Here is a 25,620-nt window from a genome sequence, read left to right as displayed (position 1 = left end):
TGAATGAAAGGGGAAGGGCGGATTACAATGAAATTACACGTAAAATCGTTCCATAATAAAGCTAAAATCCAACGTGCTAAAATAGGACTTCAACTCTTTCTGAGTATCTTAATCATTACTTCTATTATCCTAAATATAGTAGTAATAATTACGAAAAGTATGCCGCTTATTGTGGTATATATGTTTACCCCAGCATTATCTTCTATTTTGACTCGCATAATACTGAAAGAAGGGTTTAAAGATGTATCTTTTAGTCTCGGTAACTTAAAGATATGGAAGGGGATTGGTTTTGCTCTGCTAATCCCTATGATTATTTGTGGAATTACTTATTCTATCGCCTGGCTGAGCGGAATTGTAGGGTTTCAGCATCCTGAAGGTGGTATGTTAGAACCGATCTACAATATGCTTGGACTTCAGTATGTAACGGCACCATTCAGTTTCATTTATCTAGTAGTATTGAGCGGCATCTTCGGAAGTTTGCTTAACTTAATCCCAGTTTTGGGAGAAGAAATGGGTTGGCGAGGTTATATGCTCACAAGGCTAGTCGATGCAGAGTTTTCACGGCCGATCCTTATTAGTGGATTGATTTGGGCAACGTGGCATGTTCCAATTGTTATTGCTGGTCTATATGTAGTGGGACCATCTGTCCTACTTTCAGTGCTTGGCATCTATTTTTGTATTGTGCCATTCAGTTATATTACAGCTTATTTACGACTAATCACAGGTAGCGTTTGGCCTTCCGTTATCATCCATACTACTTGGAATGCTATTATTCAAGGACCTTTCGCACGTGCAAGTACAGGATATCAAACTGAGATTTGGGTTGGAGAATCTGGCTTGATAACCGCTATTATTATCTTGATAACTGCAATAATTATGTCTCGAATAGTAAATCTTACTAAATAGCATACGGATGTGTTGTAAATTCAATTAGTGAAATATGACGAGGCGCAATTATGAATGCTCAAAGATATGAAAGTAATACAAATGAGATTCTTATTTCTGCTGAGAGCTATTGAGCAGATGAAGTACGTGATTGCTCGTGAATTAGGAGTCACATTAGGACCGGATACATCAGCACGTGCAAATGGTTCTGTCGGTGGAGAAATAATAAAACGCTTAGTTCGAATGGCCGAAGAACAGTTAACAGGACAATATAGGTTACAGTAAGTTAAGGTGATAAATAAAAAAACATATATATGGATTCTTTTCAGACTGTGAAGGAAATCTTCTCCACAGTCTGTTTTTGTGTAAAAAGAGGAGTAAGGACTTCTGGAAGAAATACAACGGATACTGAATTAAAGCATGGATTCAATCCTTCTGATTTCATCAGTACGCCAGTTGAAAGTTTTTACAATAAGTATAGCGTTTTTTTATTTTGAAGATATAATTTTAACTTCGCTTGATGAGCATGTGGCGTTACCCTATTATGTTTTTCTTATGACTATCAATCGAATATCAAAAATTATATAATGACCGAAATATATTTTTCGGAAATTTGTTGTTTTATTAATTATTTATTCGAATATATAATTTCATTGCAATATTAATAAACCGCTTATTTTATAATACTATCAGTATAAAAACGTGATGTCTCTTATGACAACCGGGGCTATTTTTAAAGTTGCGGGTTATTTACGAAGTCCGTTCATTTTTCTAAGGCGGAATTGGAGCTGTTTTTATGATGGAATATACTTTCACTTTTAGGAACGGATATTTTCAAATGCTAACTCTTAATGAAATAATGATATGTTATAATTTTCATAATATATACAAAGAAGGGATGGAATGAGCACACAAATAAAGGTAACACCGGAACAATTAGAACAAGCTGCTAAAAACGTAAGCAATACGAGATCATCATTAGAACATATACATAAAGATTTATACTCTCAAATTGAATATATAGCTTTTCAGTGGAGCGGAGCAAGTAGTGATCGTTTCTATCAGATGTTTAATGATGCGAAGCCAATGATGTTTAACATTTTGCAAGAATTAGATAAAATCGCAGTAGAATTAGAGCGTGCAGCTGTTAAATTCCGAGAAGCGGATGAATTGTATGGCGGAAATTTAGTTGACTCTAATATTCAAGAAGGAGCTATGTGTGGAAAAATCCCTCCAAAATCGAAAGAGTCATTTTTTAACAAAAAGGATTTAAATGCTGCGTGGACTGGTATTTCTACTGGTTTTGTAGATGGTGTTGTAGATGCATGGAAAGGATTCGTAGCTTTAGGAGATAAAGAAACTTGGTTAAATATGCGAGATGCGATTGTAAACTATAGAGAGACTATTCCTCCTGCATGGAACACTCTATCAGATATATTTATGAATAATTTTTGGAATGGAGATTTGGAAAGCAGAGAACATTATGCAGCTTACCAAGCCTTGGTGAACTGTAAAATTACGTTTTTCTAGTCGAACCCAGAACCTCTAAATAATGCTGATTGTACATAATCCCTAAGATGTTCCCAAAGGGATCGACCACGGAAGCAGTAATAAACCCCTCACCGCGCTCTGTGGGTGCCTCGTATTCTTTCGCTCCCATAGATATCAGATATTTGAAAGTTGCTGCTACATTATCGACGTGCCAGTACACTACAGCACCGGCCGGTCCGGTCGCTGAACCATTGGGCGCATAGCGGCTATCAATCAGCCCCAGCTCGTGCTGGTAATCGCCAAGACGAAACTCGGTATATCCTGGACGTTCGAAGTAAGGTTCGATGCCCAACAGCTCGGCGTACCACTTCTTTGCCGCTGCTAGATCATCCGTCCAAAAACTGACTGTGGTTAATCCTCGTAATATCTGTGTGTCACTCATAATCGATTTCCTCCTTAATGTTGAGTAGTACGTGCCGATGCTATACTAGATAACAGCTTCTGAATTAACTTCGATTTACTTATGAATATTCCTTTCTATTATTCAAGAAAATGTACCTGTAACCGAATAAAATCACTGGAATTTTTAAATACCTTTATTGTAAATGTAACAATTTTATTTGTAATTAAACAATTGTATTATTACTTAACAGCAGAGGGAATCTACCTATTACTATAATATTGATATCCATTATATACATGAGTATAATAATACTAATAATGTCAGAGCATGTTCTGAACAGTTAGCGTTATAGGGGTATAACAGATGACACTCATTTTTAAAATCATAAAATCGGATTCACTTATATGAAAGATAAAAGTCCTCCTAATTTTAGGCGGGCTTTTATCCTCGAACAAGAATATTTTCAATCGAGAATGGAGGTTTAAAATATGAAAAATATAAAGGGGTTCCTAAAAAATCCATTTATTAAATATACATTGGCCCTAATTTCAGTTATAGCTATAATAAAAACCGGCTATGATTTAGGCTCTTTTATAATAAAATTAAAATACATTTAAATCATAAAAAGAAATTAATCATTTTTAAACAAAAGATTAATTTCTTATTTATCGCAAACTACATTGTAAACAGTCTCGATTTAAAACTTCATACAAACTAAAAATTACACTATGAACACAAACTAAAATCGTATAATTTAATTAATGTAATTCGTAAATAACATTCATACATACTAATATTATGTAGTAAGGTTAAATTTCTGACTTTCAATAAAGCTACTTAACAGTAGACTAAATAAAAAACAATATATTTATAGGTTAGTAACCAGATCTTGTTAAGTCGTATGTACTATTTTTATTTTAGCGTTGCCCAGAATGTACACCAATTAATCTCGCGAATTACAAGAAAACTATCATTGAAATGAGGCGTGCATTGTGAAGTTAGACGTGAATGAGTTAGCAGAGTATCTTGCCAATAATCCTTTCCGAGTAGAAGGAGTATATCGTTATGCTAAAAATCCAGGTGTGCCTTGTGCTGAGTCTACAGATTCTTTCCCAGGATTTGTATTTCCACTTACAGGGAAGACGCAATTTCAATTTAATGGTACGCCGTATACCCTTTCTCCAGGAAAAGTTATACATGGGGGTGCAAAAATGACATTAGCCCATAAAAAGCTTGGTGAAATAAACTGGGAATATATTCTTGTTTTATATCGGATAAGCAATTCAGAACGAGAAGACTCTGGCTTTATTCATCAGCATTTTGAATTATTAACAGGACAATCTCCTCGTCTTGTCGAATTACTTATGCGTCTTTGGGATGTGTATAATCAGCGTGGAGGCATTTCGATGTTTCAGACCGAAATGTTGTTTCGCGAAGCGTTGAATGAAGCTTTATTAAGTGTTGTCAATAGAGAAAACAACTATGAGTCGCATACTTTATTCGAACGAATATCTAGTTACGTCCATAAATACTATTATAAGGATATTACGATACATATGCTTACAGAACTAAATAATGTTAATCGAAATCGTCTTTCTTACGTGTTTAGAAAGCATGCAGGTATGGGGCCAGCAGAATATTTATTGAACTATCGTATAAAGATGGCTCAAAAAATGTTATGTACAAGTGTTGCGCCTGTACAACAAATTGCGCAGGCTGTTGGAATCGCAGACCCTTTTTATTTTAGTAGAGTTTTCAAGAAGCGAGTTGGCATTTCGCCTACTAAATATCGCGAGAAGTTCATCAATAATCCATACTAATGTCAACAGGGGTCCATTCTTATTTGAAAATCACTGTTCTATACTTATGGAGAGTTAAAGGAAACATTGGATTGAAAGAACTTTCATTGAAATCACTCCTTTGTACTATCTGAATGAAAAGTTCTGGCCTGAGCATTTTCTTTTTAAGTGTAATGATGACTTTTTTAATTAGATTACTGTAATATAGTGGAAGTTAAAAATGAGGAGGGGTTATTATCCATTACCAACCTATTAAACTAAATGACGAGTTATCTAAAATTAACGATTATTGGTATCCACGAGTGATTGGTGAAATGAATGATGATCAAATTCAGCTTTTTAAGGCTAATGGAGATTTTATATGGCATGAGCATCCTAATACGGATAAGCTATTTATTGTGCTTGAAGGGGAGATGTTCATCGATTTTCGTGATGGACAGGTGAAAATTTCTAAGGGCGAGATGTTTATTGTCCCGAGAGGCGTTGAGCATAAACCTTTCACTGAAAAGGAATCCCACATCATGTTGGTAGAGCCTAAAAGGGAAATGGATTGATAATTGTATCTAATGTTTCGTTGGCAGATAAGAAAGTATAGATAAAATTGAGAATTTAGGATTTAAATGCTCTATTATGGAATAAAGTATGCATCTTTAATTGATACCCTATTATAGAAATATTATGCAGTAACCTTTTCCTTATTAATTCGCCCGGATTCCTATTCTAATATCTAAAATAAAAGCACATCACTATTAAATAGTGATGTGCTTTTATTTTAGAAAGAATCGTTAAACGCAACTATACCTTTTAATTAACAGATTTGATATTAAAAATCATGGTAAAGATGTACATAGAAATTTACAACTAAAGTAACTCCTTTATAAAAAAGTATTCACTTTCTTGTCCTAAAACAAGGATAGAATTAGAAGTACCCACTTTCTTGTCTAAAAAGTATCCATTTTCATGTCTTTGTACAGTAATAAGAAGGGAGGTTAACTTCCATTCTTTCAAGTGTTCGTTAAATCCCGATTTAATGAACACCTGGATAATATATGTATCTCTCTCCCTTCTTTATTTTTTAACTAAAAGAATTAATTATAGGTATAATATTCATGAAGTAATTATTACTTTGCACACAATTAAGAATGTATTTGTATGATGATACGATTTTTGAAAGAAGAACAAAGGAACTCTTAACTGAAAAGGTAAATAATGAAGTAAATATAAAAGTAATACAAACAAAAAGTGAATATAGATAAAAATTTATTTATACGAAAAATAAGAGGTGGTTAGGTTATCAGAAAAAATTTAATAACTTCAATTGTGAAAAGATAGAAAAGGAGCAGAAATACGCTCTTTTTTTATTTATCTTACTATTTTTAGGAGGTTAGTGTGAATAAAGGATGAATAGCATTTTTATTGATGAAATTTCATTAAATATTCTTGTGGAATATATGTGAAACATTGTATAGAATAAGCAAGAATGCCAAAAATTATAGGAGGAAAGTTGTGAAGAAAAATAAGAGTTTAGTAAGTTTTTTAGGAGTGTTTATCATGCTATTTTCTTTTTGTTTTCAAGGAAATGTACAGGCAGATGTAAATACTGTTCAATCTGGGAAAATCAAATCAGGAAATGTAACGGTATGGGAAGTTGGAAATGTGGCGAAAGTGTTAGCTGATGTAGAGCGCTTAAATTTAAATACAGTAAATGTACCGATTCAAGTAGATATTCCGAATGTAACTTCTACGAACATGGTAATTAATCAAGCACAAAAGAAACAGGCTATTCTTTTAATTCAAGAATTATTAAAGCGTAATATTCAAGTTATTGTGGAACCGTTCCCGTATATTCAGCAAGGAAATGTTGGGGAAACGGAATGGAATCCAAGTAATATTAATGATTTCTTCTGGAATTGGAAAACGGTTGTTTTGCAAGATATCTTTCATTCGATTACAAGTAAATACAATGTGTACGGGCTCAAGATTGCTTCTAATTTCGTGAATATGGAATATGCAGAAGGTTATTGGAGTGATACGATTGATTTCGTCCGTCAACAGTATAAAGGAAATGTTTTGTATCAAATGAATTGGTGGTTAACAGCAAGTTGGGATTTTTCGTATGAAGCGAAGTTTAAAGAGAAAATCAATCGTCCGTATTTAAAGAAGGTTGATATTGTAAGTATCGATAGTTGGTTTGAAGTTTCAGGAAAAAGAAATCCGACATATGAAGAAGTAAAGAAAAGTTTATTTGCGACGACAGTGTATAATCGAGGACAAAATGTTGTGCAACAGTTGGAACAATTACATAAAGCAACAGGGAAGCCCGTTTATTTTGGTGGATTTAACGTTCCGGCGCGTGAACTTGGATTGCAAAATCCGTGGAATCCAGATGTAACAAATGTGTTTTCAAAAGATGTACAGCGAAACGGGTGGCGTGCTTATCGAGAAGTGTTAGAAACGAAACCGTATTTTAAAGGTTTTTCTATTTGGTTTATTGGCTCTCATAATAGTACGCATGCGTACCAAATCCATAGTAAAGAAGCAGAAACGATTATTAACGGCTGGTACCGAAAATAATTTTTATTAAATAGGTCAGTTTTGAATTTTACCACATATACTTCTAGTGAAAGGCCTTTCACCATCTTATCACCTAGGGGGCAATCATAATGAAATTTTTGTCTTACCTTACAGTAATTTTGGTGATTCTTGGCGGTTTGAATTGGTTGTTTGTAGCGTTAGATTACAATGTAGTTGAGAAATGGTTTGGTTCTATGCCGGCGCTTGTGGACACTATTTATTGGCTCATTGGTCTTTCTGCTATTTATCAAATTTTTGATCGGTTCTTCACGGACAATTAGCAATTATACTTTATTACTAGAGTGTTAAGTACGATTATGTACTTAACACTTTTTTGTATGTTTATAAAAAGTAGTTTGCACATGCAAGCGATTCCATTGCGTCTTGCGACGTAATAGTGGAAAACAAATTGACCACGTATTATATTTCGGGTTATAATTCAGAAAGTTTAAAAATTAATAAAAATGAGAAATAGGGAGGTTTTCAGGGTGATGGAGAGAGTGTATAATTTTTCAGCTGGACCATCAATACTCCCTTTGCCGGTTTTAGAGAAAGTGCAAAAGGAGCTTGTAAATTATAACGGGACAGGCATGTCTATTATGGAAATGAGTCATCGATCTTCTTATTTTCAAAGCATTATAGATGAAGCGAGTAACCTAATTCGTGAATTAATGAACATTCCTGATGAGTATGAAGTATTGTTTTTACAAGGCGGTGCTTCATTACAATTTTCTATGATACCGTTAAATTTAATGAATACGTATAAAAAAGCAGGGTACGTGTTGACTGGCTCATGGTCTAAAAAGGCGTTGCAAGAAGCTGATAAAGTAGGGGAAGTACAAGTGATTGCTTCTTCTGAACAGGCGAAGTTTACTACAATTCCTAAATTGGATGGTTTACTAAGCGATGAAAAACTAGATTATGTACATATTACAACGAATAATACAATTGAGGGGACGAAATATGTGGACGTTCCACAATTAGATAAAGTACCGCTCATTGCGGATATGTCCTCAAATATTTTATCAGAACAATACGATGTTACGAAGTTTGGCCTTATATATGCGGGAGCGCAAAAGAATTTAGGGCCAGCGGGCTTAACGATTGCTATTATAAAAAGAGATTTAATTGGAGGAGCAGATTGCTCTTGTCCTACGATGTTAAACTATGAAACTTACAGCAAAAATAACTCCTTATATAATACACCGCCGTCCTTTAGTATTTACGTAACGAAACTTGTACTAGAGTGGCTGAAAGAACAGGGCGGGGTATCTGCGATTGAAGAACAGAATAGAATGAAATCTTCACTTCTTTACAATTTCTTAGATGAATCAACATTGTTTACTTCACCAGTTGATCCTACGTATCGATCACTTATGAACATTCCGTTTACAACACCGTCAGAAGATCTGAACAATGAGTTTTTACAAAAAGCGAAAGAACGCGGTCTTGTTACGCTAAAAGGACATCGCTCAGTCGGTGGTATGCGAGCTAGTATTTACAATGCGATGCCAGTACAAGGCGTACAGCAATTAGTAAATTATATGAAGGAATTTGAGCTTGAGAATAGATAGGGAGATGGGGATATGTTTCGTGTTCAAACGTTAAATCAAATTGCGGAAAAAGGTTTACAAGTTCTTAGCGGAGAGCGTTATGAAGTAGGGGAGAGAATGGATTACCCAGATGGTATTTTACTTCGCAGCTATTCTTTACATCAAGAAGATTTTTCAAAAGACTTAAAGGCGATTGCAAGAGCTGGTGCTGGTGTAAATAATATTCCTGTCGAGCGCTGTACAGAAAAAGGGATTGTAGTATTTAATACACCAGGAGCGAATGCAAATGCAGTGAAGGAACTTATTATCGCCAGCCTTATTATGTCTTCACGTAATATTATTAACGGAGTAAGCTGGACGAAAAATTTAGAGGGTGAAGAAGTACCACAGCTTGTTGAATCAGGGAAAAAACAATTCGTTGGATCAGAGATTGCAGGGAAACGTCTAGGGGTTATCGGACTTGGCGCAATTGGTGCTTTAGTTGCGAACGATGCGTTAGCTTTAGGGATGGACGTCGTCGGATATGATCCTTACATTTCAGTTGAAACAGCTTGGCGCCTTTCTACACATGTGCAAAGAGCATTTAGTTTAGATGAAATTTTTGCAACGTGTGATTATATTACGCTGCATATTCCTCTTACGAATCAAACGAAGGGGCTTATTGGTGAACACGCTATAGAGAAGATGAAAAAAGGAATGCGTTTATTCAATTTCTCAAGAGGAGAACTTGTAGATGAAAAAGTTCTTCAAAAAGCGTTAGAAGAAGAGGTTATTGCGCATTACGTAACGGACTTCCCGAATGAAAATGTGATTAAAATGAAAAACGTAACAGCGACGCCTCACCTCGGTGCATCTACATCTGAATCTGAAGAAAATTGTGCAATAATGGCGGCGCGTCAATTACGTGAATATTTAGAGACAGGAAATATTCGTAATTCAGTAAACTATCCAAACGTAGAACTTCCGTATATCGGAAAGAAACGTATTACGATCATGCATCAAAACGTTCCAAACATGGTAGGACAAATTACAGGATGTTTAGCAGAACATCATATTAATATTGCTGATATGATTAATCGTAGTAAACATTCTTGGGCGTACACAATGATTGATATTGATAACGGAATTGATGATATAATAAAAGAGAATATTGTGGAAAATATAAGCAAAATTACAGGTGTTGTAGCCGTTCGAATGATTGTGTAAAGGAGAGAGGAACTTGGCAAAAATCCGACCGTTTCGGGCCATTCGTCCAGTAGAAGAAAAAGCAGCGGAAGTGGCAGCTTTACCGTATGACGTATTAAATAGTGAAGAAGCAAGAGAGGTTGTAAAAGGGAATCCGTATTCTTTCTTACACGTTGATAAAGCAGAAATTGATTTAGACCCGGCACTTTCACCGTACGATGATCGCGTATATGAAAAAGCGGGTGAAAATTTAAGCCGATTTATACGAGAAGAAGTTTTCATTCAAGACGAAGAGCCAGCGTTATACATTTATGAATTGACGATGCAAGGAAGAACGCAGTCAGGCCTTGTCGTTTGTACATCTATTGATGAGTATGAAGATGATACAATTAAAAAACATGAAAGAACGCGTCATGAAAAAGAACTTGATCGCATTCGCCACGTAGATGTGTGTGACGCAAATACAGGTCCTATCTTTTTAACGTATCGTACAAAAGAAGAGATAAAGCGTTTCGTTGCCAGCTGGAAAGAAGAACATGTGCCAATTTATACATTTACAGCAGAAGACGGCGTTAAGCATGTTGCCTGGAAAATAGCTGATGAAGAAGTAATTGCAAGTTTAGTAAACTTATTTGAAGATATTCCTAATCTTTATATTGCAGATGGGCATCACCGCTCCGCATCAGCTGCAAAAGTAGGGCTCATGCGAAGAGAACAATATCCGAATTACACAGGAGAAGAAGAGTTTAATTTCTTCTTATCTGTTTTATTCCCTCACGATGAGTTATCTATTTGGGACTATAACCGAGTTGTAAAAGACTTAAACGGTTTATCAGAAGAACAGTTTTTAAAACAAATCACGCAATACTTTTATGTAGAAGAAGCGGCTGTTTCTCCGTATAAACCAAATGAGCCAAAAACATTTGGAATGTATGTGAATGAGAAGTGGTATAAGCTCACAGTGAAAGAGGAAACGTTTGATGCGAATGATCTCGTGAAAGGTTTGGATGTATCTATTCTGCAAGATCATTTATTAAGCCAAGTACTTGAAATACACGATCCGCGATCTGATTCACGCGTTGATTTTGTCGGAGGAATCCGCGGGTTAGAAGAACTAGAACGCCTTGTAAATAGCGGTGAATATAAAGCGGCGTTCTCGTTATATCCGACATCAATGGAATCCTTATTAGCAATCGCAGACGCTGGAGAAGTTATGCCGCCAAAGTCAACGTGGTTTGAACCGAAACTGCGCAGTGGGTTGTTTGTACATTCTTTAAAATAAATATAGACTTCATTAGTTTGAAAAACCGAAATGATTTTAGTTTCGGTTTTTCTTATTTTGGCTCAGTTAACGTTTCATGTTGATTTTCATGTTAAGATTGAAATATGTAACGACAGATCGCTACAAAAAACGGAGGAAATACGATGAAAATGCAACTGCAAGAACGTTTTTATGTTGAGTTGAAAAATGCAATTCGTTGTCATTATAACGAACTTATAACTAGGTGCGGTGTTGACACAATATATGGGTACGCCATATTAACAGACGATTGTGTCAATAGCATTGGACCAGTGGCTAATAAAGAAAGACTAATCAAAGTTAATAAGTCGGACCCTTTATACAATTATTATAGATACGGAGCTGTTGAGTGGAGCGAATGGGACGATTTTGGAATGTTTGATGAAGTGAACAAATTTATTAACAAATATCATGATATCGTCGAAGAGGACTTTAACATACGAGTAAATACACTGTTGAAAGAAACGTTAAATGTGTTAATGGAACTTGAATCAGAAGGCTTGTTTGGAGACGGAGATGATAATCGATTTATTGTCATTTGTGTAACTGATTCATCGAACGAAATCATGATTGAATCAGCTCGATTGCTTAATACATTAAAGACATACGAAGAATATGCCTCAGAATTTGCATAAGAATGAATATAAGTAAAACTGCGCTCTATATGAGGCGATTTTCATTTAATCAAAAGTCACAAATTAATAGTAACAATTCGTTGTGACGTAACCATCGAACAATTTGAGCCTGATGAAAAAAATCGCACAAAGATTATTACGATGTTTACATGTAGGAATCAACTTGAAAAAGAAGTTATGAAGGAGAGATAAGGCTAGGTAGCATAAAATATATCACTATATGTGGAGTGGTTAATGCAAACATGTGGGTTCATTGGTTTTAAATGATGAATTTGCAGTGGTAGCGGTAGTGGAGGGGAAAGAATATGTTGAGTATAAAGATAAAAAGGTATTTTGGCTTTGTTGTTTTTCAAAAATAACGGATAAAATTTTCGTATTCACGAACTTAGTGCATAATGATTGTTGGATAAATTGGAATACCATGTTCCTTTAGAATTTCAGACATATTATCTTTCTCAAACCACTTTTCTTTAACATATCTCATTTATTATGCTCCTTAGTTGGTTTTCTGGAGTTTATTATAGTTAAAAAAAACCTGCACGAGAACCTATATTTATACTGTTTTGGTGCAGGTTCGCTACAATATAAAATACACAACAGTAAGGATAAAACCTAATTTATAATTGCAAATGAAACTTATGTATATGTGAAGTAAGGGGAAAGAGGGTCTGCACATAATCAATCACCCTTTTTTATAACGTTTCTTTGCAGAGGCACGTTATAAAAAAGGGTTGTTAATTGAAAGATGAAAAATAACTTCTATTAATCATTCATATTTTATTAAATTACATTGATCTAATTATAAGTCAGCTGAAACTGTACTTATTCCAACCTGGATAGTGCTAATAACAGTATATAATCTGTGGTATTAGTTTATAGGAGTAGAAACTAATTTTCATTTGATGTATTTATTTGATGATTGGTTATAGTACTATACTTTTTATTCATAACTATATAAATCCAACCAATAATTGATAAGATAACCGGATAGAAAATAGCCCAACCACTAAATGAGTATACAATAATACATATAATTAGAGAAAGGAAGGCCATCCACCAACCAATATCACGCACTTTTAATAATTTAAGAGCAGCTAGCATTGTAAAAATATATGAGGTAATAAATATTACACTAGGACCTTTAAGAAGCATTTCTAAATTTGGTCGTGCCATACCATAAAAAATTAAAATACAACTAAAAATTCCTCCTAAAACTAGTAATACCCTAGTTGGAGTTTGAAATTGAGAATGTAACTTAGCAAAGAAGGAAGGGAAATGTCCTTCTCTAGCTTGAGCATAAATCATTCTTGAAAAACCCGCAATGTTAGCATGTACAGCACTAAACGATATGAAAATTGCTAAGATAGTTGTTATATAGGTACCTATTGGTCCTATTCCTTTTGATATTAGAATACTAAGGGAAGCTATCTGATTCTTATCACCATATGAGTGGGTTCCTATTGTTACAAAAGATATAGCAATGTACATAATGGAGATACAAATTGCTCCTAAAAATAAACTAATGGAAATATCTTTAGCGGGTCTTTTAAATTCTTCAGCTAATGGGGTTATCATTTCCCACCCTACAAAGGAGAAAAAGATAATTACAGAAGAAGCGCCAACGGAAGACCACCCGTTTGGTACAAATGGTGTAAAAGAACTGAATTTTACATATGGTATAGAAACGATAACAGCGACAACTATTAAAAGTGAAATAATACAAATTACAAACACACTAACTTTTGATGATAGCTCGATTCCCTTTATATGTAAGAGTAAAGAGGTAATTAAAATTAATGCTGCAATTCCTATAACACTAAGATTGCTTATTGGAAAAACATATCCAATATAATGGGCACCTGTTAAAGCAATAATAGGAACTCCAATAGGAATAGATCCTAACATAATCCAGCCTAGGATGGCACTTGTATTTGCATTAAATGCCATTTGAACATAAGCTGTAATTCCTCCAGCACTAGGAATCATTTTAGCGAGACGCGCTAGAGTCGCTACAATAGGAAAAGCTAATATAGACATGATAACCCAAGATAAAATTGAAGCTGGTCCAGCGCTATTTGCAGTAATTGAAGGTAAAATAAGGATTCCACACCCTAACACAGCTCCTATGGTTAATGCGGTCCCCTGTACCCAAGTAATTGAGCGTTTCAATGATTGTTGTGTCAAGATACTCAGCCTCTCTTTCATTAATTGATATTAATTATATAAAGTTTTAAAAAAGGATAACATGCTATAATTTATGTATTAATTATAATTTTCTTAAAAAATTTAAGAATTATTAAATGTTTTCTTAATTAATCAAGGGGAGGCCCAGCAATGGATGAAACAGATTTAAAAATTCTTTCTCATCTTCAAGAAAATGCACGTTTAAGTATGGTTGAAATAGGAAAACTGGTAGGTTTGAGTTCCCCTTCTGTTACAGAGCGAGTTAGAAGACTAGAAGAACAGGAGGTTATTACAAGTTATCGCACGATTGTTAATCCGAAAGAATTAAAAAAACATATTACTGCGTTTGTTTTGATGGAACCAAAGGATTGCAACAAATATAAAAAATTCGCAATGGAACATTCAGATGTAGTCGAATGTCACCGTATTGCCGGTATGTATAGTTATCTAACAAAGGTAGTGACGGAATCTGTACATACACTCGAAGACTATATTAATTTGTGTTTAGAGTATGGAAAGCCTACAACCTTAATAGTGCTTTCTTCTCCAGTAGAACATAAATCATTTTTTACAGAGAGTGAAAAACTTTAATTACATATGAGAGATTATTCTAAATAAAAAGCGTAAAATTAATGCCTAATGGGAAATAGAGTCCTATTAGGCATTAATTTTCAGAAAACTATTTAGAAAATTTGGATAAAAAATAATATTTGACATATTCTTACTACTGGTGGAATAATGAACATTGTATTTTAGAAAAATTAAATTCTTAGTTAATTGGAGGTAGGATTATTATGAAATATGCAGTGCTTACAAATGACTTACAGTACGATTTGGTTAATAAAAATGAGGATAGAATTGCAGCTGTGGAGGCTTTTACGCCTAAAATGATGTCTTTCTTAAATACTATGAGAGAAAATGATGTTTCTATTATTCACCTACAGTTAATTAACTTAGAAGATGATCCGAAAGCTGAACGATATGGTGATTTTTTACCAGTCACAAAGGGATCTAAAGGTGCAGAAATCTTACCTGAGTTTCTTCATGAAAAAGATATTATTATGGAGAAAAATAAGGATAGTGGTTTTTTTGAGACAAATCTAGATGAAACCTTAAAAAAATTAGGAGTAGATACAATTATTATTACGGGTATGCAAACTCAAATTTGCGTACAAACAACTGCAGCAGATGGATTTTTCCGTGGTTATAATGTAATCGTACCAGAAGATGCGGTTGTTTCAGCGAAGGCTGAAGATAAAGAACGGGCTTTAAAGTGGTTAGGTTCATATTGTGCAAAGATTATGAGTATCGAGGAAATCTGTAATTCGATTTCTAAAAATGAAGATATTTCTTTTGATGGAGTTGCAATTCCGTAAGTAAATACGTTGTAATATCACTTGTTCTATGTAGCAAGTGATATTATTTTTCAAAAATAAAAATAAAAAGGAGTTTTAACAAATGAAATTGACTAAAGATTTAGAAAGTATAATTTTAGATCATGGAACAGGAGGACTATTGAGTCATGATTTAATTAGTTCAATTATTACTGCAAAACTAGAAGATGTTCACCTTGGAAAAATGGAGGATAGTGCCATTCTTGAGGTGAGTAGTAGAAGATTGGCGATGACAACAGACTCTTTTGTTATTGATCCTATCTTTTTTGGTGAGGGAAATATAGGTAAAGTAGCAGTTTGTGGAACGGTTAATGATTTAGCGGTTAGTGGTGCAAAACCACTTTATCTATCATTGGCATTAGTACTAGAAGAGGGTTTTCCAATTAAAGATTTGGAAGAAATATTAGATTCTATAAGAGAGACCGCGAAAGAAGCTGGCGTGTATATTGTTGCTGGGGATACAAAAGTTGTTAAAAAAGGTGAAGTAGACAAAATTTTTATTAATACAACTGGAATAGGAGTTTTTGAAGGAGATGTATCACCATTTTCGGTAAATTCTATTCAAGAAGGTGACGATATCATTATAACAGGACAACTAGGAAACCATAGTATACATATCCTTTCTATCAGAGAAGGATTAGGGTTTGAACAGAGAATAAATAGTGATTGTGCACCATTAAATCATATGATATCAGAGTTAAAAAATCATTTTGGTGATTCTATACATTGTATGCGAGATATTACAAGAGGCGGGTTAGGTACAGTTTTAAATGAAGTCTCAGAAACAATTAATACTGGAATAAAAATACAAGAAAGAGATATTCCTATGTTAGCAGAAACTATTATGGCTGCCGACATGTTAGGTGTTAATCCAATGTATCTAGCTAATGAGGGCAATGTTTGTATGTTTGTGTCTCCAGAGGTAAGTGAGGAAGTCGTGAGGGTATTAAAAAATACTAAATATGGTAAAGAAGCTGCGGTAATTGGTAAAGTTACTCAAACAAAAGAAAGACAAGTGCTCATGGAAGCAAAATCAGGTGAATTGAAACTCATTGAGTTATTATATGGGGCAGAATTACCTCGATTATGTTAGGAGACAATTTATGAAAAAAGTAATAAATATGTTTATAAAAAAGTATCAAGTTAAAGGCATTGTGCAAGGTGTTGGTTTTAGACCTTTTGTATATAGAATAGCAAAAAAATATGATCTAAACGGATGGGTGTTAAATGATTCAAATGGAGTGCTGATAGAAGTAGAAGGGGAACAAAATAATATTACACTTTTTATTCATGATATAGAATTTAATTCCCCAGAATTGGCTTATGTGCAAGAGGTTAAATTGATAGAGGAACAAGAATCCAATAATCGTTATAGCTCTTTTGATATTTTGAGTAGCCAAAAACATAGCAGTAGGCAAACTTTAATATCTCCTGATACTTATGTATGTAATGAATGTTTAGAAGAATTATTTAATCCAACGAATAGAAGGTTTCGTTATCCATTTATTAATTGTACAAATTGTGGACCTAGATATTCAATAATAAAAGATATTCCTTATGATAGACCGTATACTACAATGGTAAAATTTCCTATGTGCAAAGAGTGTGATAAAGAATACAAGGACATATTGGATCGGAGATTCCATGCACAACCAAATGCTTGCTGGAAATGTGGACCACAAGTTCAATTGAAAACAGCAGATGGTACAAATGTCCCCACTGATAATCCAATAGAGAAAACTATTGATTTGTTAAAAAAGGGGAAAATCCTAGCTATTAAAGGGTTAGGTGGATATCACTTAGTTGTAGATCCAATGAATCATGAAGCTGTAAAAGAATTAAGAAAAAGAAAAAAACGGGATGAAAAACCTTTTGCTTTAATGTCATCTCAATTAGATGATGTGAAAAATTTTGCTGAAATAACAAAAAATGAAGAAGCTTTATTAGTATCTAAAGAACGGCCAATTGTGCTATTGAACAAAAAGGAAAATGAGTATATTTCTTCAGATGTTGCACCTAATAATAATACCTATGGGGTAATGTTAGCCTATACACCACTTCATCATCTCATTTTAAGAGGGAATTTTCTTGCATTAATAGCTACGAGCGCCAATGTTTCTGATGAACCAATTGTATATAAAGATGGAGATGCAATTGAGCAGCTAAAAGGAATTGCAGATTATTATTTAGTACACAATAGGGAGATATTCACTAGAGTAGATGACTCTATTGTTAGGGGTATTGATTTAGATGATGAAATAACAAAACTACAAATAATTCGTCGCGCTAGAGGTTATGTACCAAACCCAATTGATTTTAAAGAAGGATCAACTAATGTACTAGCTTTAGGAGCAGAATTAAAGAATACGATTTGCTTAACTAAAGGGGAAAAAGCTTTTATTAGTCATCATATTGGCGATTTAAAAAACTATAAAATTTATGAATCATTTAAAAATACTATAGCTCATTTACAAAAAATCTTTGAAATCAGTCCTTCCGTAATAGCAAGTGATCTTCATCCTGATTTTTATAGTACAAAATATGCATTTGATCAAAAAACTTTACCAGTTGTACAGGTTCAGCATCATCATGCCCACATGGCTTCTTGTATGGTGGATAATCAATTAGATGGTCCTGTTTTAGGAGTTATTTTAGATGGAACGGGTTATGGTGATGATGGGAATATTTGGGGTGGAGAGTTTTTAATCGGTGATTTTCTTAATTATCAAAGAGCGGCATATATCGATTACTTTCAGCTACCAGGCGGTGATAAAGCCGTTAAAGAACCGTATAGAATTGCTTTAGGAATATTGACGCAAATATATGGTGAACAAGTCAAAGAATTACCAATAAAGATAATTTCAGAGCGAAATAATTTTGAACTAGATGTACTTATAAAAATGATTCAAAAAGGAATTAATTCTCCTCTTACTTCAAGTATGGGAAGGCTTTTTGATGCTATTTCATCACTATTGGGTGTCCGTGAAACAGTCCAATATGAAGGACAGGCTGCTATTGAGTTGGAGCAAGCAATTGATATCAATAATTCTTCCAATCCTTTATTATCTTATGAAATAGTTGCTTCGAATGGTATTAGAAAAATTGATATAAAACCTATGTTTAAAGAGTTGGTATCTTTGATACTTAAAAATAAGTATACCAAGGGTGAATTAAGCTATCGTTTTCATTATACAATGGTTCAGATGATTACAGAAACCTGTAAACAAATTCGTCAAGAAACAGGGATTGATAAACTAGTTCTTAGTGGGGGAGTATTTTTAAATAAGTTTTTACTTGTAGAAACCTATAAGTCACTTAAGGCTTGTAAATTCGAGGTTTACATGCACAAACAAGTACCTACCAATGATGGGGGAATCTCTCTTGGTCAAGCAGCAATAGCAGCTCATCGCTATAAAGATACGCATTCAGTATAAAATTTAGGATAGAAATTATATAACTTTTCATTATTCTTTGTGAGTATAGCAAAAAAGAAAAATTAGGAGGTGCTCTTTTATGGTAGTGAGTTCAAAAATGGATATATTTAATGAACTGGAATCCCAGGTTCGAAGTTATAGTAGAAGCTTTCCAACGATTTTTACTAAGTCTAAAGGGTATAAATTATGGGATGTAGATGGAAAAGAGTATATTGACTTTTTCTCAGGTGCTGGTGCTCTTAATTATGGACATAATGATGAAAAAATGAAACAGGTATTAATAGATTATCTTTTAGAAGATGGTATTATTCATAGTCTTGATATGGGAACAAGTGCTAAAGTGAACTTTTTAAAGCACTTTAACAAAATTATTTTGGAACCACGTGATTTAGACTATAAAATTATGTTTCCTGGTCCAACAGGTACAAATTCTGTTGAAAGTGCACTGAAAATTGCTCGAAAAGTGACCGGGCGTACAAATATCATAAGTTTTTCTAATGCTTTTCATGGAATGAGTATAGGATCACTTTCAATAACGAGTAATCATTTTAAGAGAAAGGGTGCTGGAGTACCACTAAATAATAGTATTATCATGCCGTATGAAAATTATTTAGATTCTCTTAATTCTTTATCATATTTAGAAAAAGTATTAGGTGATAGCGGAAGTGGAGTGGATTTACCTGCTGCAATTATTCTAGAAACAGTTCAAGGTGAGGGTGGTTTAAATACCGCTAGCTCCCAATGGTTAAAGGGAATTGACAGACTGTGTAAAAAATATAATATATTATTGATTGTTGATGATATTCAAGCAGGGTGCGGACGTACGGGTACATTTTTTAGTTTTGAACCTGCGAACATTAAACCAGACATAATTTGTTTGTCAAAATCTATAAGTGGTATTGGCCTTCCGATGGCTATTACACTAATTAAACCAGAATATGATAAGTGGGAACCAGGAGAACATAATGGAACGTTTCGAGGGAATAATCTAGCATTTTTAGCAGCTACAGAAGCATTGAGTTATTGGCAAGATATAGAGTTTATTAATGCTTTAAAATGGAAAAGTGAAAAAATAACTAGTTTTCTTAATGGGATTTGTTTAAAATATCCCCAACTTCAAGGAGAAGTACGAGGGAGAGGCTTTATGCAAGGAATAGCGTGTAATACTTTTGGAATAGCTAAAAAAATCTGCTCAGTTGCATTTGAAAGTGGTTTAATTATTGAAACGTCTGGGCCTAATGATGAAGTAATTAAGTTGTTACCTTCTTTAACAATTGATATAGAAGGCTTAAGTAATGGATTTGAATTGTTAGAAGAAAGTATTTCTAATATTATAAAAGAGTAACCGGGTAATAAATAAAACTATGGCTAGAAGTTTCATCAAGAATTTAGCCACACAAGAAGATTTGGATATGGTAAAAGAATTAATGGTAGAAAAAGAGGAGAGTGACTGTGCTAGAAAATGAATTAGGTATCAAAAATCAATTGGAATTGAATCGAGTGGAAGAACGTTTATCAAAAATGAAAGCCAAAGATATATATGATTCAGGAGAAATAAACCACATAGAAGTTGGCACATTTAAGGGTCTTTCTCACATTCATAATTATCTATTTGAGGATATTTATTTCTTTGCTGGAAAGGTTCGCAAGGTTAATCTTGCGAAGGGGAACTTTCGATTTGCTCCTGTTATGTATCTAAGTCATTCACTAGAACATATAAACACTATGCCACAAACAACTTTTGATGAAATCGTTGAGAAGTATGTTGAAATGAATATTGCTCACCCTTTTAGAGAAGGAAATGGTAGAGCGACTAGAATATGGTTAGATTTAATTTTTAAGAATGAAATTCAACAGGTGGTTGACTGGACTAGAATTGATAAAGAAGATTATTTACTGGCAATGGAACGCAGCCCAATTAAAGATATTGAAATTAAGCATTTACTCCAAAATGCACTAGTAGATAAAATTAATAGCCGTGAAGTATTCATGAGAGGCATTGATATTAGTTACTATTATGAGGGATATACTGAATATGATATAGAGGATTTATAAATAAAAAAGGGCTGAAATAGCCCTTTTTTATTTGCGTTATGAAGAGGATTTTTATATGAAAATAGTATAAAAAGTCCATATTGTTATATGGGACTTATCTTTCATTTGCGCTAAAACCGACATAATGCTGTACCTTTATAAAAAGAAAATATTTAATTTAAAGGAGTGAATACTGCTAAAGTATTACTTTATGTTAAGAGTCGCAAAAGAAGTATCTCTTTTCTGATAATAAATATTCATGCTTAATTTATAATTAATATACATTAATTGTTTTATGTTTGATTCGTGTATTCCTTTCCATCTACATGAATCATTTATTGTAACAGCTTTCATGTCCAAAATAAGATGTTCCAACCAAGGACAATATAAGTATTCTTATAATGATTTTCCAATATAATCAAAGTGTTAATGAAAGTAACTCTGTGTTATTTTTGCTTTTCTATTAACTAATACAGCTTCAAACAAAGGACATAATTATTACATACTAAGTGTAATTTATTAACCATTCAAAATTCTGTCTATTCAATCTTTCTAAAAATAAAAAAAGATTGAACTCATAAATATACAAGTTATAATGAGGGCGTCGAGAGATAATTTATAACCTCTAGAGAAAATATCAAACCTCGTTTTGGTTCGAAAATTCTAAAGAACTTGCCAGTAAGTTTCTAAAATTGGACATACTGATATGATTACTATATGAAGGGTTGTGGATCAAAAGGAAAGTTTATTCAACTCAACAAAGAAAGCGCTATCAAACAGATCTTATTTTCAATTGATCATTCTAATAACTTAGATTCAACAGCAATTAAAAATAATAAACTATGGGGGTGCTTATATGAACATAAATGTAGCATCTATTAAAGAAAAAAAGGTTGTTAAATACAAAAGCTGTTTTGACGTGATTGGTCCGGTAATGATAGGTCCTTCGAGTTCACATACTGCAGGGGCTTTGGCTATTGGAGCAGTTGCAAATAAATTATTTCAAGATCTTCCAAAAAAAGTCGTGGTTAGGTATTATGAATCATTTGCTGAAACCCATAAAGGACATGGAACTGATTTTGCGATTATTGCTGGGATATTAGGATTTGCAGCCGATGACAGCAAAGTGCCAGATGCTATTAAAATAGCAAAATCTAAAGGGATTGATATTACTTTTATTGAAAAATCAGGTGATAGTCCTGCCGGTCATCCAAATACGGCAGATGTATATTTAGAGGATGACAGTCGAAGTATTAGAACGATGGGTATTTCGGTTGGTGGTGGATTAATTGAAATTAAACATGTTGAAATTGACGGATTTAGCTTAGAACTGCAGGGGCCATTGCCAGTTGTTATTGCGATTTCAGAAAGAGCTGACTTTGAATTTATCTTACGCAGGATCTTTAAACAATATGATGTGGAAATTAATAATTTTTATAGTTTAGAAGAAAATAGAAAATTTTTATTTGTATTCGCATTAGATTCAATATTGCCTGTTAATATTCAGGAGGAGTTAAGAAATTTAAGCAATATAGCTAATCTCATTATTCTTTAGTTACATTAAGGAGTGAAAAAATATGTATATGTCCATAAAAGAAATTGTGGATGCAGCTAATAAAAGCCAAAAGCCAATTTATGAATTAGCAATTGAACAGGAAATGGAACAAACTAAATCTACTTATGAAGAAGTTTTGAATAAAATGGAACGAAATTTAGCGACTATGAAAAATGCTATAAATAAAAGTATTGAGGGCGACGGGGTATTTTCTCCGACTGGTTTAACTGGAGGGGATGCTGTTAAAATTAAAAATTATCGAGAAAATAGGAAAACTCTTTCTGGAGATTTGATGGTGTTAGGGATCCAAAGTGCTATTGGTGTTAATGAAGTAAATGCTGCATTAGGAGCTATTTGTGCAACTCCAACAGCAGGTGCGAGTGGAACGATTCCGGGAGTTCTATTTAGTATTAAAGATACGTTAGATTTAAGTCATGAAGATATGATTCATTTTCTATTCACTTCAGCGTTATTTGGAACAATAGTCGCAAACAATGCTTGTATATCAGGAGCGTACGGAGGATGTCAAGCTGAAATAGGAAGTGCCTCAGCGATGGCGGCTGCAGCTGCAGTAGAAGCTGCGGGTGGAACGCCACAGCAATCTTCTGAAGCTTTTTCAATTGCGTTACAAAATTTACTCGGTTTAGTTTGTGATCCAGTCGCTGGTTTGGTAGAAATTCCTTGTGTAAAGAGAAACGCCATTGGGACGGCAAATGCTTTAGCAGCAGGTGACATCGCATTAGCAGGTGTAAACAATATCATCAATGCTGACGAAGTTATTGAAGCGATGTATAGAGTTGGAAGACAGATGCCTCGCGAATTAAGAGAGACAGGTTTAGGTGGAATTGCGGCTACACCTACAGGGATTGCCATTAAAAATAAAATATTTGGGGAGAAACAATCAAATCAATGAACAGTTAACGTCTATATTGTGAAATAGTTAACAATCTATTCTCTATTGTTCGCTTAAGGATTTCTAGATATTGGGGAATTATCAATAATATATCCTACTATATAATTGAAACATTTTGTAAGTGGTAACAAACTCGTCAGGTTGATGCCTCGTAAATTTTTAAATGTTGATCAACTTAAAAGAAGGATATACGATGTGGCGCACTTTATAACCAATTCATTTTTAAAGAACGGTCTATATTCCGATGCCTTAAATAGAGAAGTAAGAATAGGACACTAGGAGGAATTATTATATGAATGGGAATACTGCAAAAAACATAGAATTTCAAGCTGATAATACTACAGGAAAAAATAAGAAATATCTAGACCCTAAAAAGTGGCATAAACAGGATACTACCTGGGCATTGAGTCTATTTGGAACAGCAATTGGAGCAGGAGTACTCTTCTTACCGATTAATGCAGGTTCAGGTGGTTTATTATCGTTGCTGATAATTACTATACTTGCATATCCTGTTATGTATTACTCACATAGGGCGCTTGCTAAAATGATATACGCTTCGAATTCTGCCGACGAGGGGATTACAGGAACAATAAGAGAGTATTTCGGTAATAAAGCAAGTATCATTTTTAACATCGTATATTTCGTCTCAATTTATACGATCGTGCTGATGTATTCGGTTGCACTTACAAATACTGCAAGTAGTTTTATTGTACACCAATTGCACATGCCGGAGCCTCCAAGGGCTATTTTATCACTTGTATTAGTACTCGGTCTTATCACTATACTAAATTTTGGTCAGGATATTACTGTAAAGATAATGAGCATGCTAGTATATCCTTTCATTGCTTCTCTACTTTTTATTGCAATATCTTTAATTCCACAATGGAATACTTCAATGCTAAGTTTTTCAAGTGTTTCTACTGCTTCAACTGGAACAGGGTATTTTGGAATGATTTGGATGATACTACCAATCATCGTATTCTCGTTTAATCATTCTCCTATGATTTCGTCATTTGTTATGAAGCAGAGAGCTACGTATGGAATAGACGCTACTGATGCTAAGTGTGCTCAAATACAAAAAGTTTGTTATATTATGACATTCGCTGTTGTTATGTTCTTTGTTTGGAGCAGTACTTTAAGTTTGACTCCAGATGATCTTAAGGTGGCGAAAGAACAGAATTTGTCAATTCTATCATATCTTGCTAATGAGCTTAATTCGCCTGTAATCACGATTGCAGCTCCTATCATTGCGTTTGTGGCTATTACAAAGTCTTTCCTTGGCCATTATATAGGAGCGTATGAGGTAATGCGTGACATGATTATCAAGTCCGGTAAAAAACGTGGGAAAGATATAGGAGAAAAAACAGTTAAGACAATGATTCTTACTTTTGTTGTACTAACATGCTGGTATGTTGCTTATACAAATCCAAGTATTCTTGGAATCATTGATGCCCTTAGCGGTCCGTTAGTCGCTGCTATCTTATGTCTATTACCGATGTATGCGATTCGTAAAGTACCAGTACTAGCAAAATACAGAGGGAAAATGAGCAATGTATTTGTAATTATTATAGGGATACTTACTGTTCTAGCAAGTATTAAGTCATTATTCTAATTCACTATTGTTAGTTCTAATGCAAAAATAGTAGGATATGAAAAGAGAATAAAAGACTTTTAGCGGAACTGAAGTATATATTGTTTACCCAGAGAGATTATGGTTTTGGACAAACTTTTCACCTTGGATAGTTTGTCCTTTTTTGATTATATGCATAACTTCTATGCCTAAGATATCAATGACTGTTTTCTTCTTATGCCTATGGGATTTTCGTCCGTTTTTCTGTAAGAGATTAAACAGACGAAACAATATCTTTGTTAATTCTTAGGTGTCTTCTGTAAAGATTGATAAAGAAGTGAAAAATAATCTTTTATGATATAAATCGCTTTATATTCGCTTAGTTCTCGTTCCTTCTTGCTGAGAGTAGTTGGCGCATTTGAAACATGGTGGGAGAACAAAGAAAGGTGCTAATTAATCGTCCATATAAATGACATTCAAGTCGTCCTTAATTAATGTACACCCAAAATGTTAGACAAGAACAACAATTGGGGTGTACTTTTTTATGGTTAAATTTTCGCGAGAGGAAAAAGTAATTGTAGTAAGAAGGTGTTTAGATGGAAATGATGGAGCGAAGAGACGTGCAAAATCTATAAAGATTCATCCAAGTGTAATTCAGCAGTGAGGTAGTTCAAAACAGTTTATTTCGCAAAATACATATGAATTGGTGCT

Annotated in this window: 20 protein-coding genes and 4 pseudogenes; 21 read left to right on the top strand and 3 right to left on the bottom strand. The window is 33.8% G+C overall.

The window, feature by feature from the left end; all coding sequences use genetic code 11:
• Positions 1-27: 27 nt before the first annotated feature.
• The 3 genes and pseudogenes from AC3WTI_RS07240 to AC3WTI_RS07230 all read left to right on the top strand — a co-directional run.
• The gene (locus AC3WTI_RS07240; protein ID WP_097841760.1) at positions 28-906 is read left to right on the top strand and encodes a CPBP family intramembrane glutamic endopeptidase; all 879 of its coding nucleotides are present in this window, start codon (positions 28-30) and stop codon (positions 904-906) included.
• 50 nt (positions 907-956) lie between these two features.
• Positions 957-1,170: pseudogene (locus AC3WTI_RS07235) on the top strand (alpha/beta-type small acid-soluble spore protein).
• 618 nt (positions 1,171-1,788) lie between these two features.
• Positions 1,789-2,379, top strand: a pseudogene (locus tag AC3WTI_RS07230) (WXG100 family type VII secretion target); the annotation flags it as partial.
• Positions 2,380-2,401: 22 nt separating this feature from the next.
• Here AC3WTI_RS07230 and AC3WTI_RS07225 read toward each other — a convergent pair.
• Positions 2,402-2,818, bottom strand: coding sequence for a VOC family protein (locus AC3WTI_RS07225; RefSeq protein ID WP_087959005.1), 417 nt, complete (start codon positions 2,816-2,818; stop codon positions 2,402-2,404).
• Between the two features lie 953 nt (positions 2,819-3,771).
• Between AC3WTI_RS07225 and AC3WTI_RS07220 the strand changes: the two genes are divergently transcribed.
• The 9 genes and pseudogenes from AC3WTI_RS07220 to AC3WTI_RS07180 all read left to right on the top strand — a co-directional run.
• Positions 3,772-4,599 carry a helix-turn-helix transcriptional regulator gene (locus AC3WTI_RS07220; protein WP_087959006.1) on the top strand — a complete coding sequence of 276 codons (828 nt, stop codon included), beginning with the start codon at positions 3,772-3,774 and terminating at the stop codon, positions 4,597-4,599.
• A gap of 293 nt (positions 4,600-4,892) precedes the next feature.
• Positions 4,893-5,132 (top strand): cupin domain-containing protein, encoded by a 240-nt coding sequence (locus AC3WTI_RS07215; RefSeq protein ID WP_000997182.1) that lies wholly within the window; start codon positions 4,893-4,895, stop codon positions 5,130-5,132.
• Positions 5,133-6,084: 952 nt separating this feature from the next.
• Complete coding sequence (locus AC3WTI_RS07210; protein ID WP_142305907.1) at positions 6,085-7,152, top strand: glycoside hydrolase family 113; 1,068 nt, start codon at positions 6,085-6,087, stop codon at positions 7,150-7,152.
• 89 nt (positions 7,153-7,241) lie between these two features.
• Positions 7,242-7,433 carry a DUF378 domain-containing protein gene (locus AC3WTI_RS07205; protein WP_000670803.1) on the top strand — a complete coding sequence of 64 codons (192 nt, stop codon included), beginning with the start codon at positions 7,242-7,244 and terminating at the stop codon, positions 7,431-7,433.
• A gap of 210 nt (positions 7,434-7,643) precedes the next feature.
• Positions 7,644-8,726 carry a 3-phosphoserine/phosphohydroxythreonine transaminase gene (serC, locus tag AC3WTI_RS07200; protein ID WP_097841830.1) on the top strand — a complete coding sequence of 361 codons (1,083 nt, stop codon included), beginning with the start codon at positions 7,644-7,646 and terminating at the stop codon, positions 8,724-8,726.
• Positions 8,727-8,738: 12 nt separating this feature from the next.
• The gene (locus AC3WTI_RS07195) at positions 8,739-9,911 is read left to right on the top strand and encodes a 3-phosphoglycerate dehydrogenase family protein (RefSeq protein WP_087959007.1); all 1,173 of its coding nucleotides are present in this window, start codon (positions 8,739-8,741) and stop codon (positions 9,909-9,911) included.
• A gap of 13 nt (positions 9,912-9,924) precedes the next feature.
• Positions 9,925-11,172: a DUF1015 domain-containing protein gene (locus AC3WTI_RS07190; protein WP_087959008.1), complete on the top strand. Its 1,248-nt coding sequence runs from the start codon at positions 9,925-9,927 to the stop codon at positions 11,170-11,172.
• 143 nt (positions 11,173-11,315) lie between these two features.
• Positions 11,316-11,825, top strand: coding sequence for a DUF4303 domain-containing protein (locus tag AC3WTI_RS07185; protein ID WP_087959009.1), 510 nt, complete (start codon positions 11,316-11,318; stop codon positions 11,823-11,825).
• 72 nt (positions 11,826-11,897) lie between these two features.
• A pseudogene (locus tag AC3WTI_RS07180) lies at positions 11,898-12,017 on the top strand (enoyl-CoA hydratase); the annotation flags it as partial.
• Between the two features lie 696 nt (positions 12,018-12,713).
• Here the strand turns inward: AC3WTI_RS07180 and AC3WTI_RS07175 are convergent.
• The gene (locus AC3WTI_RS07175) at positions 12,714-14,009 is read right to left on the bottom strand and encodes an APC family permease (RefSeq protein WP_087959010.1); all 1,296 of its coding nucleotides are present in this window, start codon (positions 14,007-14,009) and stop codon (positions 12,714-12,716) included.
• Positions 14,010-14,159: 150 nt separating this feature from the next.
• Here AC3WTI_RS07175 and AC3WTI_RS07170 point away from each other — a divergent pair, with 150 nt between their 5' ends.
• The 9 genes from AC3WTI_RS07170 (at position 14,160) to AC3WTI_RS07130 (ending at position 24,951) form a co-directional block, all read left to right on the top strand.
• A complete protein-coding gene (locus AC3WTI_RS07170) occupies positions 14,160-14,600 on the top strand; it encodes an Lrp/AsnC family transcriptional regulator (RefSeq protein WP_000344587.1) in 441 nt (146 codons plus the stop codon).
• 203 nt (positions 14,601-14,803) lie between these two features.
• Positions 14,804-15,385 (top strand): cysteine hydrolase family protein, encoded by a 582-nt coding sequence (locus tag AC3WTI_RS07165; protein WP_087959011.1) that lies wholly within the window; start codon positions 14,804-14,806, stop codon positions 15,383-15,385.
• Between the two features lie 82 nt (positions 15,386-15,467).
• Entirely contained in the window at positions 15,468-16,496 is a 1,029-nt protein-coding gene (gene hypE / locus AC3WTI_RS07160; protein WP_097841758.1) for a hydrogenase expression/formation protein HypE, read from the top strand.
• A gap of 10 nt (positions 16,497-16,506) precedes the next feature.
• Entirely contained in the window at positions 16,507-18,837 is a 2,331-nt protein-coding gene (hypF, locus tag AC3WTI_RS07155) for a carbamoyltransferase HypF (protein WP_097841757.1), read from the top strand.
• A 79-nt stretch (positions 18,838-18,916) separates the two neighbouring features.
• Positions 18,917-20,182, top strand: a complete 1,266-nt coding sequence (gene ectB / locus AC3WTI_RS07150) for a diaminobutyrate--2-oxoglutarate transaminase (RefSeq protein WP_087959013.1) — start codon at positions 18,917-18,919, stop codon at positions 20,180-20,182.
• A 107-nt stretch (positions 20,183-20,289) separates the two neighbouring features.
• Positions 20,290-20,892 carry a protein adenylyltransferase Fic gene (fic, locus tag AC3WTI_RS07145; RefSeq protein ID WP_048525267.1) on the top strand — a complete coding sequence of 201 codons (603 nt, stop codon included), beginning with the start codon at positions 20,290-20,292 and terminating at the stop codon, positions 20,890-20,892.
• Between the two features lie 835 nt (positions 20,893-21,727).
• Complete coding sequence (sdaAB, locus tag AC3WTI_RS07140; RefSeq protein ID WP_087959014.1) at positions 21,728-22,426, top strand: L-serine ammonia-lyase, iron-sulfur-dependent subunit beta; 699 nt, start codon at positions 21,728-21,730, stop codon at positions 22,424-22,426.
• Positions 22,427-22,448: 22 nt separating this feature from the next.
• Complete coding sequence (sdaAA, locus tag AC3WTI_RS07135; RefSeq protein WP_000281945.1) at positions 22,449-23,339, top strand: L-serine ammonia-lyase, iron-sulfur-dependent, subunit alpha; 891 nt, start codon at positions 22,449-22,451, stop codon at positions 23,337-23,339.
• A gap of 292 nt (positions 23,340-23,631) precedes the next feature.
• The gene (locus tag AC3WTI_RS07130; RefSeq protein WP_097841756.1) at positions 23,632-24,951 is read left to right on the top strand and encodes an aromatic amino acid transport family protein; all 1,320 of its coding nucleotides are present in this window, start codon (positions 23,632-23,634) and stop codon (positions 24,949-24,951) included.
• 84 nt (positions 24,952-25,035) lie between these two features.
• On the opposite strand, the pseudogene AC3WTI_RS07125 reads toward AC3WTI_RS07130, so the two are convergent.
• Positions 25,036-25,393 (bottom strand): annotated as a pseudogene (locus tag AC3WTI_RS07125) (hypothetical protein); the annotation flags it as partial.
• Positions 25,394-25,620 lie beyond the last annotated feature (227 nt).

The organism is Bacillus sp. EB106-02-03-XG38 (assembly GCF_058792175.1).
The sequence above is the reverse complement of the archived record's forward strand: the minus strand, read 5'-3'. Positions and strand labels throughout refer to the sequence as shown.

Coding starts and splice junctions, on each gene's coding strand:
- hypE (WP_097841758.1), top strand. CDS start 15,468: ATGAAATTGACTAAAGATTTAGAAAGTATAATTTTAGATCATGGAACA.
- AC3WTI_RS07170 (WP_000344587.1), top strand. CDS start 14,160: ATGGATGAAACAGATTTAAAAATTCTTTCTCATCTTCAAGAAAATGCA.
- AC3WTI_RS07215 (WP_000997182.1), top strand. CDS start 4,893: ATGAATGATGATCAAATTCAGCTTTTTAAGGCTAATGGAGATTTTATA.
- ectB (WP_087959013.1), top strand. CDS start 18,917: ATGGTAGTGAGTTCAAAAATGGATATATTTAATGAACTGGAATCCCAG.
- AC3WTI_RS07225 (WP_087959005.1), bottom strand. CDS start 2,818: ATGAGTGACACACAGATATTACGAGGATTAACCACAGTCAGTTTTTGG.
- AC3WTI_RS07240 (WP_097841760.1), top strand. CDS start 28: ATGAAATTACACGTAAAATCGTTCCATAATAAAGCTAAAATCCAACGT.
- AC3WTI_RS07195 (WP_087959007.1), top strand. CDS start 8,739: ATGTTTCGTGTTCAAACGTTAAATCAAATTGCGGAAAAAGGTTTACAA.
- AC3WTI_RS07165 (WP_087959011.1), top strand. CDS start 14,804: ATGAAATATGCAGTGCTTACAAATGACTTACAGTACGATTTGGTTAAT.
- hypF (WP_097841757.1), top strand. CDS start 16,507: ATGAAAAAAGTAATAAATATGTTTATAAAAAAGTATCAAGTTAAAGGC.
- sdaAB (WP_087959014.1), top strand. CDS start 21,728: ATGAACATAAATGTAGCATCTATTAAAGAAAAAAAGGTTGTTAAATAC.
- sdaAA (WP_000281945.1), top strand. CDS start 22,449: ATGTATATGTCCATAAAAGAAATTGTGGATGCAGCTAATAAAAGCCAA.
- AC3WTI_RS07185 (WP_087959009.1), top strand. CDS start 11,316: ATGAAAATGCAACTGCAAGAACGTTTTTATGTTGAGTTGAAAAATGCA.
- AC3WTI_RS07130 (WP_097841756.1), top strand. CDS start 23,632: ATGAATGGGAATACTGCAAAAAACATAGAATTTCAAGCTGATAATACT.
- serC (WP_097841830.1), top strand. CDS start 7,644: ATGGAGAGAGTGTATAATTTTTCAGCTGGACCATCAATACTCCCTTTG.
- AC3WTI_RS07205 (WP_000670803.1), top strand. CDS start 7,242: ATGAAATTTTTGTCTTACCTTACAGTAATTTTGGTGATTCTTGGCGGT.